This is a genomic window from Mycobacterium sp. 1164966.3 (assembly GCF_001665395.1).
Classification (GTDB): Bacteria; Actinomycetota; Actinomycetes; order Mycobacteriales; family Mycobacteriaceae; genus Mycobacterium.
Map to the genome: position 1 here is coordinate 13,313 of NZ_LZSG01000025.1, position 13,334 is coordinate 26,646.

Below are 13,334 nucleotides of genomic sequence, written 5' to 3' on the forward strand. Positions count from 1 at the left end.
TCAGGCTCCGATCGTGGCAAGCCACTCGCCATAGAACAGCGCCACGCCCAGGCCGCAGGTGATCGCGGTCAGCAGCCAGAAGCGAATGATCACCGTCGTTTCGGCCCACCCGACCAGCTCGAAATGGTGGTGGAACGGCGCCATCCGGAACACCCGGCGCCCGGTGGTGCGGAAAGCCAGGATCTGCAGGACCACGGAGGTGATCTCAGCGACGAAGAGCGAGCCCAGGACGACCGCGAGGATCTCGGTACGGCTGCTCACCGACAACCCGGCGATGATGCCGCCCAGCGCCAACGAGCCGGTGTCGCCCATGAAGATCTTGGCCGGCGCGGCATTCCACCACAAAAAGCCGATGCACGCACCGGCGGTCGCGGCCGCGATGAGCGCCAGATCCAACGGGTCGCGCACGTTGTAGCAGCCCAGTCCCGGCGCGGTGACGCAGGCGTTGCGGTACTGCCAGAACGTGATCAGCACGTAGGCGCCGGTCACCATCGCCATACAGCCGGCGGCCAGCCCGTCCAGCCCGTCGGTGAAGTTGACCGCGTTCGACCAGGCGCTGACGATGATCACGCAGAACAGCACGAACAGTCCGGGAGCCAGTGTGACGGTGGCGATTTCGCGCACGTAAGACAGGTTCGCGCTGGCCGGCGTCAGACCGCTGGCATTGCGGAACTGCAGCACCAGCACCCCGAACAGCACCGCGGCGGTGATCTGCCCGACGGTCTTGGCCGTCTTGTTCAGCCCGAGGTTGCGTGACCGGCGGATCTTGATCAGGTCGTCGATGAAGCCGACGCCGCCCAGTACCGTGGCCAGACCCAGCACCAACAGTCCGGACGCAGAGATCCCTTCGCCGTTGAACGCCATCCCGGCCAGATGGGTGCCGAGGTAGCCGGCCCAGATGCCGGCGAGAATCGCCACCCCGCCCATCGACGGCGTGCCGCGTTTGCTGCGGTGCGTCGGCGGGCCGTCCTCGCGGATCTGGTGCCCGAAGCCCTGCTTGGTGAACAGCCGGATCAGCGCCGGGGTCAACAAGATCGACACGGTCAGCGCGACGGCGACGGCGATGAGAATCTGTCTCATCGGCGCGCACTCTCATCGCTGTCAGCAAGAGCGTCGGCCAGCGCACCCAGCCCGGCCGCGTTGGAGGCCTTGACCAGAACCACATCCCCGGGTCGCAGCTCGGCGCGCAACAGCGCCAGCGCCGCCTCCGCGTCGGGCACGCTGACGACCCCCCTGTCAGTTTGGGTGCCCCAGGAGCCCCACCCGCCTTCGAGGACCGCCGAGTGGTACATGGCGCTCATCGACCTCCCGGTTCCCACGACAACGAGTCGAGACACATCTAATCGCACCGCCAGCCGTCCGATGCGATCGTGCTCGGATATCGCGTCCGCGCCCAACTCGGCCATCTCGCCCAGCACCGCCCAGCTCCGGCGTTTTTCGGCGGGACCGTCCTCGGCCTGGCTGTGCGCGATCCAGGCCAGCGCCTGCAGCCCGGCTCGCATCGAGTCGGGGTTGGCGTTGTAGGCATCGTCGATCACGGTGACCCCGTCAGCCCGGTTGGTCACCTGCATCCGGTGCCGCGACACCGGCCCGGCGGTGGCCAGCGCGGCCGCAACCTGTTCGGGGGTGGCGCCGCATTCCAGTGCGACGGCGGCCGCGCACAGCGCGTTGCCGACTTGGTGGTCGCCGTACACCCCCAGCCGGATTTCGGCGTGAACGTCGCCGGCGTGCATGGTGAACTGCGGCCGGGCCAGTTCGTCCAGCGTGACCGGTCCCGCCCAGATGTCAGCTGCGCTGTCACGGCTGACCCTGACCACCCGCGCCGCGGTCACCTCGGCCATCGCCGCCACGGCGGGGTCATCCACGTTCAGGATGACCACTCCCGATGCTGGAACAGCCTGTGGCAGTTCGGCTTTGGTTCGGGCAATGGCCTCGCGGGAGCCGAACTCGCCCAGATGGGCGGTGCCGACGTTGAGCACCACACCGATCGACGGCGGAGCGATCTCGGCCAGCGCCGCGATATTGCCTGGATGCCGGGCCGACATCTCCAGGACCAGATAGTCGGTGTCGCGGGTGGCGCGCAGCACGGTCCATGGATGACCCAGCTCGTTGTTGAACGACCCGGGCGGGGCCACCACCTGACCCAGCGGCTCGAGCACAGCCGCCACCAGGTCTTTGGTCGAGGTCTTTCCCGACGAGCCGGTTATCCCGACGATCGTCAGCCCGCCCGCCACCAGCTCGACGGCCACCGTCCTGGCCAGCTTGGCCAACGCGGCCAGCACCGCCGCACCCGACCCGTCGGCGTCGTGCTCGAGCACCCCCGCCAGCCCACCTTCGGCCGTACGTGGCTGCGGCGCAACGAGAATGGCCGGAACGCCGACCGGCCGCGCGGCCAGCACCGCGACCGCGCCGGCGGTTATGGCTGAGGCCGCATGGTCGTGCCCGTCGGAGCGCGCCCCGGGCAGTGCCAGGAAGAGCCCGCCCGGCCCCACGGCCCGCGAGTCGAACTCGACTGTACCGGTCACGCGAGTCGCCGCGGCGGCAGCCGGGGAGATGTCGGCGAGCGTGCCACCGACGATTTCGGCGATCTGCGCAACGGTCAGGTCGATCACCGGCGTGCCTTCAACGCCTCAAGAGCGCGAGCCAGCTCTACGCGGTCGTCGAACGGGCGCACCTCCCCGGCGCTGCGCTGCCCGGTCTCGTGGCCCTTTCCGGCCACCACCACCACGTCGTCCCGGCCCGCCCAGGCGACCGCGTGCCTGATCGCCTCGCGCCGGTCGGCGATTTCGACCACCTGCGCTTTGGCACCGCCTTTGGTAGCCCCGGCCAGGATCTCGCTGCGGATCGCCGCCGGGTCTTCCCCGCGCGGGTTGTCGTCGGTGACGACGACCAGATCCGCGAGCTCGGCGGCGACCACGCCCATCGGGGCCCGCTTGCCTGGATCGCGCTCGCCACCTGCGCCGAATACCACCGCCAGCCGACGCTCCGGTTGCCGCAGCGTGGTCAGCAGGGCGCGCAGGGCGCCGGGCTTGTGGGCGTAGTCGACCAGCGCCAGGAAATCCTGGCCGCAGTCGATCTGTTCCAATCGCCCCGGGACCCGGGTTTCGCGCAGACCCGGCGCAGCTTGCGCCGGTGAGACCCCGACGGCATCCAGAATAGCAAGTGCGACAAGGCAATTGGCGACATTGTAGCGACCCGGCAGCCGGATGCCGATCCGGTGCTGCACGCCGGCCGGGTCCACGGCGGTGAACTCCTGTCCCCCGGCGCCCATCGGAGCCACATCCCTGGCGTGCCAGTGCGCGGGTTGGTCGGTGGTGCTGACGGTGATCGCGGCGCCGGCACGGGCGGCGATCGCGCGCCCGGCGTCGTCGTCGACGCACACCACCGCGGTGCGGGCGTGCAGCGACGAAGCCGGGTCGAACAGCAAGGCCTTGGCCTCGAAGTAGTCCGTCATGGTGGGGTGAAAGTCCAGGTGGTCGCGGGACAGGTTGGTGAAGGCACCGATCGCGAACCGGGTGCCGTCCACCCGGCCCAGCGTCAGGGCGTGGCTGGAAACCTCCATCACCACGGTGTCCACCCCACGGTCGGCCATCTCCGCGAGCATCGCCTGCAGCGCGGGTGCCTCGGGAGTGGTGAGGGCACTGGGGATGTCGGCTCCGTCGATCCGGATGCCGATGGTGCCAATCAGCCCGGCCATCCGCCCGCCGGACCGCAGACCGGCCTCGACCAGGTAGGTCGTGGTGGTCTTGCCGGACGTTCCGGTGATCCCCACCACGGTCACCCGCTCGGAAGGCCGTCCGTACACCGTGGCGGCCAGGTCGCCCAGAACGCTGCGGGGCGCGGGATGTACCAGGACCGGCACCGGCTTGGCGCTGGCAGCGGCCACCTCGTCGACCCCGGCGGCGTCGGTCAGCACAGCAACGGCGCCGCGTTCGATCGCCTCGCCGGCAAATCGCGCGCCGTGCGTGGTCGCGCCGGATAAGGCCGCGAACAGGTCACCGGGCCGCACGTCCTGGGCACGCAACGTCACACCGGTGACCGGCAGGTCCGGAACGACGGCAGCCGGTTCGGCGAGTACCGCGCCGACCTGAGCGGCCAGCGCGGACAGCAGCACGCCGGGGGCGCGTTGAGGGGGCACCGACACCACTTGTACCACCACCTCCATCCGGCGCCGCCTATTCGATGATCGGGCATGATCGGCCCTGACACCCTACCTAGACACGCCGCCCCAAGAGGCGCTCCCGCACCTCAGCGAAGCGGCGCACAGCGCCGTGACGAGTGTCAAACATCGGGCTACGTCGTGACGACGCGAGGCGTCGGGTCCATCGCGATCACCCGACAAGTGAAAAGGCCGACGGCCAACCCGGTGGGAACGTCGAAGAAGTGATGCTGCCAGGTCGTCAGCACCGACACCGCGATGGACACGAACGCCAGATTCAGCAGCCAGGTCCAACGCGCCGGGCAGTGGCGCCGATAGCAGGCCCACAGGATCACCAACAGGCTGATGTGCAGGGAGGGTGCCTGATTGTAGGGATGGTCGACCAGGCCGAGCAGATCGAACAACAGGCCGGGAATGCCGTCGACTGCGGGTCGCACGGGACCGAAGCGCAGGGGGAACAGCACGAAGCAGACAACCGAGATCGCGGTCGCCAGAGCGAAGCGGGCGGCGTGAGCGCGCAGCTCGCGCCTGGTCTGGCAGAGGAATGCCGAGAAGATGTAAAGCAGGTCGATGCTCACGTACAGCACGATCGTCCACGGCAGGAATGGGATGAATTTCTCCCAGTCCATGCTGATTTCGTGCACCCGCGCCGGCGGCAAATGCGCGGCGTACAGATTGGCTGCGGTGTAGGCGAGAAGGAAACCCGGCGCCATCAGCAGGAGCCAAAGCATCGCCTCTCTCCAGGGACGAGGCTCGCTCGGTCTCTCGTCCACCCGGACGACGTTCGGCTGCAACCTGGCTTCTCCCAGGCTTCTCTAGGGCGAATTGATCGCCAGATTACAGCGCAGCGACGCGGACTCGGAGGATTGACCCGGCGCCGAAAGTACGCCTACGTAGCCTGCAAAGTCAGCGGTGGCCCTGGATCGGGTGACAGCGGGACGTTTCCGCGCTGCATCAGCCAGCCCGCGATGTTGTGAAACAGCGGCGCGGCCGAGTGGCCTGGCGTGCCGTCGGCGTTGCGCTGGGGGTTGTCCATCATGAGGCCGATGACGTAGCGGGGATTGTCGGCGGTGGCCATTCCAGCGAAGGTGATCCAGTAGACGTCGTCGAAATAGCAGCCGCAGCCCGGGTTGATCTGCTGTGCGGTGCCCGTCTTGCCGGCCATCTGATAGCCCGGCACTGCGGCGGCCGGCCCGGTGCCCTGCTGGTAGCCCATCGGGTCGTGCTGGACGACGGCGCGCAGCATCTGCCGTACGGTCTGCGCGGTCTGCGCGGACACCACCCGAACGCCGTCCGGGCGCGGCTCTTCGGTGCGGGAGCCGTCGGGGGCGATGGTGGCCTTGATGATCCGCGGCGGCATCCGCACCCCGTCGTTGGCGATGGCCTGGTACATGCCGGTCATCTGCAGCAGGGTCATCGAAAGACCTTGTCCGATAGGCAGGTTCGAGAATGTGCTGCCCGACCACTGGTCGATCGGCGGCACGAGCCCCGCGCTCTCACCGGGCAGGCCCACGCCGGTGCGCTGGCCTAGGCCGAACTTGCGGACCATGTCGTAATAGCGTTCCGGGCCGATGCGCTGGGCCAGCATCAGTGTCCCGACATTGGACGACTTCCCGAAGATGCCGGTAGTGGTGTAGGGCATCACGCCGTGCTCCCAGGCGTCGTGCACGGTGACGCCGCCCATCTGGATCGAGCCCGGCACCTGCAACACCTCGTCGGGATTGGACAGCCCGTACTCGATGATCGAGGACGCGGTGATGACCTTGTTGACCGAGCCCGGCTCGAACGGTGAGGACACCGGCAAGTTACCGAGTTGCCGGTCGCCCTGACGGCCGATGTCCTGCGACGGGTCGAAAGTGTTGTCATTGGCCATGGCGAGCACTTCACCGGTCTTGGCATCGAGCACGACGGCCGACACCGTGTGCGCCCCAGACAAGTTCTTCGCCTGCTGCACCTGCTGCTGCACGTAGAACTGGATGTCATCGTCGAGGGTCAGCTGGACAGTGGAACCATTCACCGCTCGGTGCTGGTTGCGATAACTGCCCGGGATGACCACCCCGTCCGAGCCGCGGTCGTAGGTCACCGACCCGTCGGTTCCGGCGAGCACGGAGTCCAGAGATTCTTCCAGCCCCAGCAATCCGTGGCCGTCCCAGTCGATGCCGCCGACGATATTGGCGGCCAGCGAACCACCCGGGTACTGGCGCAGATCCTGCCGTTCCGAACCCACCTCGGGGTATTTGTCGGAAATCGCGCTGGCGATGGCGGGGTCGACCGCGCGGGCCAGGTAGACGAAGTTTTCATCGCTTTGCAGCTTCTTCAGGAGGGTGGGGGCGTCAGGCTTGTTGCTGAGCCGGCCCGCAACCTCCTTGGCGATGTCCTGCAACCGCTGCTGCGGGTCGGGGGCGGCGGAGTTCTTTCGTCTGGCCTCCTCCAGCTGCTGGCGGATGCGCTTGGGCTGAAAGGTCAGCGCACGGGATTCGATGGTGAACGCGAGCTGATCCTTGTTGCGGTCAACGATGCTGCCGCGAACCGCCTTCTTGACGTCGGTGACCTTGAGTTGCCCGGCCGCCTGCGCGCGCAATCCCGCGGCGTTGGAAACCTGCAGCATGAACAGCTGGGTGGCCGCCACCAGCATCAAGGCCAGAATGACGATGTTGCCGGCGCGATGCCGAAAGACGAATGATGCGCCGCGCGTACCCGCCTCCACCACCTGGCGGGTACGCCGCTCGCGTGCCGAGTGGCCGACCGCCTCCGCTCGCCCTCCTGCGCCGGATTTCTTGGACTGCTTGATCTTTCCCGCTTTCTCCGGCTTGCGCAGCCGCTTCGCGTTCCCAGCTTCTGCGGCTGCTAGGTTCTTCCGGCGGCCCCGCGACGGCTGCGACGGGCGCGCTCTCCCCGTGTCGCCGCGCCTCACCGTGGCGCCGCCGGGACTGACGTGGCAACCGGGCCGAACTGTTCGCCGCGAGGCGGAGCCGACGGTTGCGGCGCCGGAGCGAGCGCGGGGGCCGGGACTTGCGCGGGGGGCGCCAAGCCCGGCTGTGGGGGAACGGGCACCTCGGCGGGCACCGGTCCGGCGACGACGGGGAGTTGCCCGGGTGCCGGCGGCACGCCGGGAACCGCTCCGCCGGGCAAGCCGGGCAGCGGACCAGGAGGCGTCCCGGGCGGGCCCGGGACGGTCGGCGGAGAGAGATGCTGACCACCCAGCGTCGATGCGCCGTCAGGAGCGCGCAGCAACGCCTCCGGCCCCCTCGCTGCCGTGGGGTCACCGGGTGCCGGTAAGACCAGAACCGGGACCTCTGCGGGAACCGCCGGTGGCTTCGGGGGCGGCGGAGGTCCTTCTTCGGGAAGTTTGGTGTTCAGCGGCGGCGGCGGAACCCCGTCGGCCGGCTTGGGCGTGCCCACGACCACCCAGCTACCGTCCGGCGCCTGGACCAGGTGGGCGGTGTCCCTGGTCGGGATCATGCCCTGCTTGCGGGCCGCCTCGGCCAGCGCCGGCGCTGACTCCGCCTCGCGCACATCGCGTTCCAGCGCCTCCTTCTGCTGCTGCAGCATCCGGGTCTTCTCGCGCGCATGGCTCAGTTGGTAAGACCGCTCGGCGGAGTCGGTGGACAGCCACAGCGTCAGGGCCAGTCCCACACCCAGCGACCCGATGACCAGCACGACAAAAGGGACCTTGTTCGCCAGCGTGCGTGGCCGCAAATCCATGGCGGCCAGCCGGGTCGCCAGCCGCTCGCTCAACTTGGGCCGGATAGCCTTGGGCGCCTTGGCCTTCCGCGCCTTGGCCCGCGCCTTGGCCTGCTTGGTGTTCTTGGCTCGGGCCGGCCGCTCCACCGGCCGAGCGATCGGATTGGTTTGAGGTCCAGATCTGCGGGCTTCGCGGGCGGGTGTCGAGGCATTGCCGGCGCGCGTTCGGGTCCGGCGCGCCGTCGCCTCCGTCGCGGACCGCCCGCTGGTGCGCCCAGAACCGTCGCGGGCGCGCCGACTGCTGTCGCGCTTGCCAGGCACTCCGGCCTCACGTTTGGCCTTCATGAATCGCCCTTCCGAACTCGTTCCAGGGACCGCAGCCGCACCGGGGCGCTGCGGGGGTTGCGTTCGATCTCGGCGGCATCGGCACGTTCAGCACCGCGGGTCAGCGACCGGAATCGCGGTTGGTGGCCGGGAAGTTCGACCGGCAGACCCGCCGGCGTCCGGGAGGCGACAGCGTCGGCGAACGCGCGCTTGACGATCCGGTCTTCCAGCGATTGGTAGGCCAACACCACGATCCGCCCGCCGACGGCCAGCGCGCCCAGTGCGGCGGGAAGGGCGCCGCGCAGCGTGTCCAGCTCGTCGTTGACCGCGATGCGCAACGCCTGGAAGGTTCGCTTGGCCGGGTGTCCGCCCGTGCGCCGGGCGGGAGCCGGAATCGCCTGGTACAGCAGGGCTACCAGCTCGGCGGTAGAGGTGAACGGTGCTCGGGAACGCTGCCGCACGATGTGCGCGGCAATCCGGCGGGCGAACCGTTCCTCGCCGTATCGGTGCAGGATGTCGGCCAGCGCAGCCTCGTCGTAGGTGTTGAGGATGTCAGCCGCCGTCAGCGGCGACTCGGGGTCCATCCGCATGTCCAGGGGCGCGTCCTGGGCGTAGGCGAAGCCCCGCTCGACCTGGTCCAGCTGCATCGAGGAGACACCGAGATCGAACAGCATCCCGTCGATCGATTCCTCAGCGGCATAACCGGTTTCGGTCAGCGCCGCAGCCACGCCGTCGTAGCGCGTGTGTACCAGTGTGACCCGATCGCCGAATCGCTGTAGCCGACCGCGGGCGATGTCCAGGGCACCGGGGTCGCGGTCGAGTCCGATCAATTGCAGGCCTGGCAGCTCGGACAGCAATCGCTCGGCATGGCCGCCCGCGCCGATGGTCGCGTCGACGACGACCGCATCCCGCCCGTCCGGGTGATGACGGGTCAGCGCCGGGGTGAGCAGTTCGACGCAACGATCGGCCAGGACGGGCACGTGACCGAAATTTGCGTCAGCCACCGCAACACCTCCCCGGGTCTGGAGGGTTTCGAAGGATGCCGCCGATGTCGCCAAGGCAGTCCCTGCGGGCCGGCGGGCCGCGACCAATGCAGTCTGGTCCCTGTCCGAACGTGTGAACCTGGCGTTGGGGAAGTACGCCAGGGTCGGTTCGGGCAGAGGCCAGGATGCATGGGCACGCACCTCAGATGATGTCGCCGAGTGCTTCATCGCTGGCCGCGGAGAAGTTCTCTTCATGGGTCTGCTGATAGTCCTGCCAGGCTTGGGCGTCCCAAATCTCCAGGTAGTCGACCGCTCCGATCACCACGCAGTCCTTGGACAGGTTGGCGTAGCGACGGTGGTCGGACGACAGCGTGATCCGGCCCTGGCCGTCGGGATGCTGCTCGTCGGTACCCGCCGCCAGATTGCGCAGGAACGCCCTGGCTTCGGGGTTGCTTCGCGATGTCTTGCTTGCCCGGCGCGCCAATTGCTCGAACTCGGCGCGCGGGTAGACGGCCAGGCTGTGATCTTGGCTCTTGGTGACCATCAATCCCCCTGCCAGTGCGTCGCGAAACTTGGCGGGCAGCGTCAACCGCCCTTTGTCGTCGAGTTTGGGCGTGTAGGTGCCGAGAAACACCAGCTCACCTCCCGCCCGGAGCCGCTTTGCGGAGCACCCGCTCACCTCTCAAACTCTGCAGCCACCATACCCCACAATTCCCCACTTCCCCCCATTAATGGAATGTCGCCGTGGCGTTTTCCGCCTTTTCCACCACTCCGGAGCGCTTCGGGTTCATCGTCGGCGAGCGCGTGACCGCCAACGCCGCCGGGAAAGCGCATTTCAACGCCCCAAATGAGCGGGTACGGCATCGGTGGGGCCAAGTGGGGCAGGTTTGGAGCACAAGTCGGACACAAGTGCGGCTCGATGCGGACTACGGATCCGAACCTGCGCTGATGGCGTCGAGCCTGCGCCTAGTGCGCGCCCAGGGCGCTCAATCGCGCGCTTACCGCAGGCTCAGCGCGTGCCAACCGGATGAAGAACGGGGAAGCCGTCGGCTTCCCCGTGATGACTGGATCCGGACCGCTATTCGTCGAAGCGGCGGCGAAATCGGTCTTCCATGCGACTGGTAAACGAACCTCCCGCGCCCTTGTTGCGACGCTGGCGCGATGCGCCGCGGACCGATCCGGAGCGGTCGGCCCGTCCGGACAACCGCGGAGCCGTGATGGCAAACACGACTCCGCCGAACATCACGATGAAGCCGAAGACACTCAGAATGGGAAAGTTTTTGATCATCGTGGCCGGAAACGCGACACCGGAAACCAGCATTGCCAGACCGATGACGAACAGCGCCGAACCCTGCAGGCGCCGGCGCGCGCTCGGCGCACGGAATCCGCCGCCACGAACGCTCGACGCGAATTTGGGGTCCTCGGCATAGAGAGCGCTCTCGATCTGATCGAGCATTCGTTGCTCATGATCGGAGAGTGGCATTCGTCCCTCCTTGCCGACAGGCCGACACGTATATCGGTAGCACGCGGATGCCCGTTACGTGGGCAACTAACTCAGATGATACGAGGTCAATCTGTGCCGTACCACTGGTTCGCAGGCGATTCTATCCGGTTGCACCGCAGCGCAGACGCGAGCGGGGAGGGCTCTCGTCACACCTCTCGCAGATCGGTGGCGCTGCCGTCAGATAATGACCGCGATGGTCGACCCTGATACTGATAACAGCATCCGACCGCATCACGGTATGAGGAGGACAGCGCGAGTTGGCGATATTCCTCATCGATCTGTCGCCGAACGATATGGAGCGCCGCCTCAATGACGCTCTGGGAGTGTATGTCGACGCAATGCGCTACCCGCGCGGCACCGAAAATCAGCGCGCGGCAATGTGGCTGGAACACGTGCGGCGACCCGGCTGGAAGGCGGTCGCCGCGGTAGAAGCGCCAGACGCCGCGAAAACACCGGATTCCCGGGGCCCCACACCGTCGGAACTGGGCAACGCGCCATTGCACGGCGTGGCTTACGGCTACCCGGGCGCCCCCGGCCAGTGGTGGCAGCAGCAGGTCGTCTTGGGCTTGGAGCGCGGCGGCCTGCCGCCCCAGGAGATCGCCCGGCTGATGACCAGTTATTTCGAGTTGACCGAACTGCATATTCATCCACGCGCCCAAGGTCACGGCCTCGGTGAGGCTCTGGCCCGGCGACTGCTGGCCAATCGTGGGGAACGCAACGTCCTGCTCTCCACGCCGGAGACCAATGGTGAGGCGAACCGCGCCTGGCGACTGTACCGCCGCCTGGGCTTCACCGACATAATCCGTCGCTACCACTTCGCCGGCGACCCACGCGCTTTCGCGATCCTGGGGCGCGCGCTGCCGCTTTAGCGCACGGTTCGACGACACCGGTCGCCGGGTCTGGCACGATGACCTGGTGCACCCGCGCCTGGGCCGACGATCCCGCGAATTCAGGGCTTGGCGACGCCGTCTGCTGGCCGTTGCGATGCTGCTGATGCTGGTGCCGCTGGCGACTGGGTGCCTGCGCGTCCGGGCCTCGATCACCATTTCTCCCGACGACCTGGTGTCCGGGGAGATCATCGCCGCGGCCAAACCGAAGAGCCCGAAAGATCCCGGACCCCAGCTCGACAGCAATTTGCCGTTCAGCCAGAAGGTCGCGGTCTCGAATTACAACAGCGACGGCTATGTGGGGTCACAGGCGGTGTTCTCCGATTTGACCTTCGGCGAGGTACCGCAGCTGGCCCACATGAACCGCGACGCGGCCGGGGTGAATCTGTCCCTGCGCCGGAACGGCAACCTGGTGCTACTGGAAGGCCGGGCCGATCTGACGTCGGTGACCGATCCCGACGCGGAGGTGGAGCTGACCGTGGCGTTCCCCGGCGCCGTGACCTCCACCAACGGTGACCGCATCGAACCCCAGGTTGTGCAGTGGAAGCTCAAGCCGGGCGTGGTGACCACCATGAGCGCCCAAGCCCGTTACACCGATCCGAACACGCGGTCGTTCACCGGAGCGGGCGTATGGCTGGGCATCGGATCGTTCGCGGTGGCCGGCGTGGTAGCCCTGCTGGCCTGGGTGAGCCGGGACCGCTCGGAGCGATTCACCGCACCGCGCGACCAGATCACCAGCTAACTGCCACCCGTGGGCGACCAGTAGTCGAGCATCTCGGCGAAGGTCTGGAACGCCGGCGCGGAAACGCCGTAGGTGGCCTCCAAATGGATGCTCAATGGAAAGCCGAGCTCGGCGACACCGTCGATGACGCGCTTGTACAGATCGACCATCAGCCGTCGCTTCTCCGCGGCTTCGCACGTGGCCAACTTTTTGACGAAGGCCTGCTCGTGGCCCACGGCCGCGTTCCCCGGATCCTGAATCAGCCAGTTGATCAGGCCGATCCGGTCCTCGACCTTGGGCACGAAGCCGAACGACAGCAGGATCTCCGGTCGATGATCGGTGTTCTTCGCGAAGTCGGCCAGGAAACCAACGATCGCATCGGAGTACAACAGCTGGGTCATGCCGTAGGTCGCGCCCTGGTTGCACTTGAAGTTGAGCCGGCCATGTTCGCCTTCCCGGGTGGGAATCACGATCACGCCGCGGTTGGCCACCACGTCGCGGTAGATCGACAGAGCGTCCGTCGGCGCGACGCCGGAACCTTCACCGTCGTTCATCGTGCGCGGTACGCCGACGAAGACCACGCCCTCCATCCCCGCCCCAGCCAGCTCGGTGAGCCGCTTGCGCAGCGATTCCTCCTCCATGAACGCGGTGACCTGGGTGCACAGGCCGTTCATCCCCGGCAGCTGCGGACGGATGATGGACCAGAAGTCCAGCACGTCCAGCTTGGGCTGCATGGGGACCGGCCGATCGTCCTCCTCCGCGATCATCCCCGGGATCATCACGTGCCGAATCCGGCCGTCCAGCCCGAAATCGGCCGAGAACTGCACCACTTTGCGCGCATCTTCTGCTGCCCGCTCCCGACCGCCGTCCACGTTCGGTGGCACCAGCTCGAGCGCGATGGTGTTGAGGCTCACGCGGCTCCTCTTCATCGGTGGCAGCCCTAATCCACTCGACAGCATAGGGGCGAGTTGGCGAGCCGTTCGAAGCACGTCGCACCGGTCCCGAGAATGAGGAGCAGGCCGCGTGCGGGCTTGCGGCGAATACACTTGTCGGGCCACGGCAGGACGATCGA

12 protein-coding genes are annotated in these 13,334 nt (G+C 67.7%); 2 read left to right on the forward strand and 10 right to left on the reverse strand.

Annotated features, from left to right (window positions below; genetic code table 11):
• The 9 genes from mraY to A9W99_RS08990 all read right to left on the reverse strand — a co-directional run bounded on the left by mraY (position 1) and on the right by A9W99_RS08990 (position 10,633).
• Positions 1 to 1,080 (reverse strand): phospho-N-acetylmuramoyl-pentapeptide-transferase, encoded by a 1,080-nt coding sequence (gene mraY / locus A9W99_RS08950; protein WP_067375924.1) that lies wholly within the window; start codon positions 1,078 to 1,080, stop codon positions 1 to 3.
• Positions 1,077 to 2,612, reverse strand: coding sequence for a UDP-N-acetylmuramoyl-tripeptide--D-alanyl-D-alanine ligase (gene murF, locus A9W99_RS08955; protein ID WP_067375926.1), 1,536 nt, complete (start codon positions 2,610 to 2,612; stop codon positions 1,077 to 1,079). The genes mraY and murF overlap by 4 nt, the downstream gene beginning before the upstream one ends.
• Complete coding sequence (locus A9W99_RS08960) at positions 2,609 to 4,165, reverse strand: UDP-N-acetylmuramoyl-L-alanyl-D-glutamate--2,6-diaminopimelate ligase (RefSeq protein WP_067375928.1); 1,557 nt, start codon at positions 4,163 to 4,165, stop codon at positions 2,609 to 2,611. Before A9W99_RS08960 ends, murF begins: the two co-directional genes overlap by 4 nt.
• Before the next feature lie 128 nt (positions 4,166 to 4,293).
• Positions 4,294 to 4,890: a phosphatase PAP2 family protein gene (locus A9W99_RS08965; protein ID WP_067375930.1), complete on the reverse strand. Its 597-nt coding sequence runs from the start codon at positions 4,888 to 4,890 to the stop codon at positions 4,294 to 4,296.
• A 158-nt stretch (positions 4,891 to 5,048) separates the two neighbouring features.
• On the reverse strand, positions 5,049 to 6,950 hold the full coding sequence (locus tag A9W99_RS08970; protein ID WP_371514938.1) for a peptidoglycan D,D-transpeptidase FtsI family protein: 1,902 nt from the start codon (positions 6,948 to 6,950) through the stop codon (positions 5,049 to 5,051).
• A gap of 119 nt (positions 6,951 to 7,069) precedes the next feature.
• Positions 7,070 to 8,188 carry a hypothetical protein gene (locus A9W99_RS08975; protein WP_067375934.1) on the reverse strand — a complete coding sequence of 373 codons (1,119 nt, stop codon included), beginning with the start codon at positions 8,186 to 8,188 and terminating at the stop codon, positions 7,070 to 7,072.
• A complete protein-coding gene (gene rsmH, locus A9W99_RS08980) occupies positions 8,185 to 9,351 on the reverse strand; it encodes a 16S rRNA (cytosine(1402)-N(4))-methyltransferase RsmH (protein ID WP_156623023.1) in 1,167 nt (388 codons plus the stop codon). The genes A9W99_RS08975 and rsmH overlap by 4 nt, the downstream gene beginning before the upstream one ends.
• A 1-nt stretch (position 9,352) precedes the next feature.
• The gene (gene mraZ / locus A9W99_RS08985) at positions 9,353 to 9,784 is read right to left on the reverse strand and encodes a division/cell wall cluster transcriptional repressor MraZ (RefSeq protein ID WP_067375968.1); all 432 of its coding nucleotides are present in this window, start codon (positions 9,782 to 9,784) and stop codon (positions 9,353 to 9,355) included.
• Positions 9,785 to 10,228: 444 nt separating this feature from the next.
• Positions 10,229 to 10,633, reverse strand: coding sequence for a DUF3040 domain-containing protein (locus A9W99_RS08990; RefSeq protein ID WP_067375936.1), 405 nt, complete (start codon positions 10,631 to 10,633; stop codon positions 10,229 to 10,231).
• A 278-nt stretch (positions 10,634 to 10,911) separates the two neighbouring features.
• Here A9W99_RS08990 and A9W99_RS08995 point away from each other — a divergent pair, with 278 nt between their 5' ends.
• The gene (locus tag A9W99_RS08995) at positions 10,912 to 11,523 is read left to right on the forward strand and encodes an N-acetyltransferase (RefSeq protein WP_067375938.1); all 612 of its coding nucleotides are present in this window, start codon (positions 10,912 to 10,914) and stop codon (positions 11,521 to 11,523) included.
• A 115-nt stretch (positions 11,524 to 11,638) separates the two neighbouring features.
• Positions 11,639 to 12,283, forward strand: coding sequence for a DUF3153 domain-containing protein (locus tag A9W99_RS09000; RefSeq protein ID WP_067375972.1), 645 nt, complete (start codon positions 11,639 to 11,641; stop codon positions 12,281 to 12,283).
• Here the strand turns inward: A9W99_RS09000 and A9W99_RS09005 are convergent.
• Positions 12,280 to 13,176, reverse strand: a complete 897-nt coding sequence (locus A9W99_RS09005) for a mycobacterial-type methylenetetrahydrofolate reductase (RefSeq protein ID WP_067375940.1) — start codon at positions 13,174 to 13,176, stop codon at positions 12,280 to 12,282. The two genes, A9W99_RS09000 and A9W99_RS09005, sit on opposite strands and share 4 nt — an antisense overlap.
• Between the last annotated feature and the right edge of the window lie 158 nt (positions 13,177 to 13,334).

What these genes read in the sequence shown, in the direction of transcription:
- mraY (WP_067375924.1), bottom strand. Translation starts at nt 1,080, where the DNA reads ATGAGACAGATTCTCATCGCCGTCGCCGTCGCGCTGACCGTGTCGATC.
- A9W99_RS08960 (WP_067375928.1), bottom strand. Translation starts at nt 4,165, where the DNA reads ATGGAGGTGGTGGTACAAGTGGTGTCGGTGCCCCCTCAACGCGCCCCC.
- A9W99_RS08965 (WP_067375930.1), bottom strand. Translation starts at nt 4,890, where the DNA reads ATGCTTTGGCTCCTGCTGATGGCGCCGGGTTTCCTTCTCGCCTACACC.
- A9W99_RS08975 (WP_067375934.1), bottom strand. Translation starts at nt 8,188, where the DNA reads ATGAAGGCCAAACGTGAGGCCGGAGTGCCTGGCAAGCGCGACAGCAGT.
- A9W99_RS08990 (WP_067375936.1), bottom strand. Translation starts at nt 10,633, where the DNA reads ATGCCACTCTCCGATCATGAGCAACGAATGCTCGATCAGATCGAGAGC.
- A9W99_RS09000 (WP_067375972.1), top strand. Translation starts at nt 11,639, where the DNA reads ATGCTGCTGATGCTGGTGCCGCTGGCGACTGGGTGCCTGCGCGTCCGG.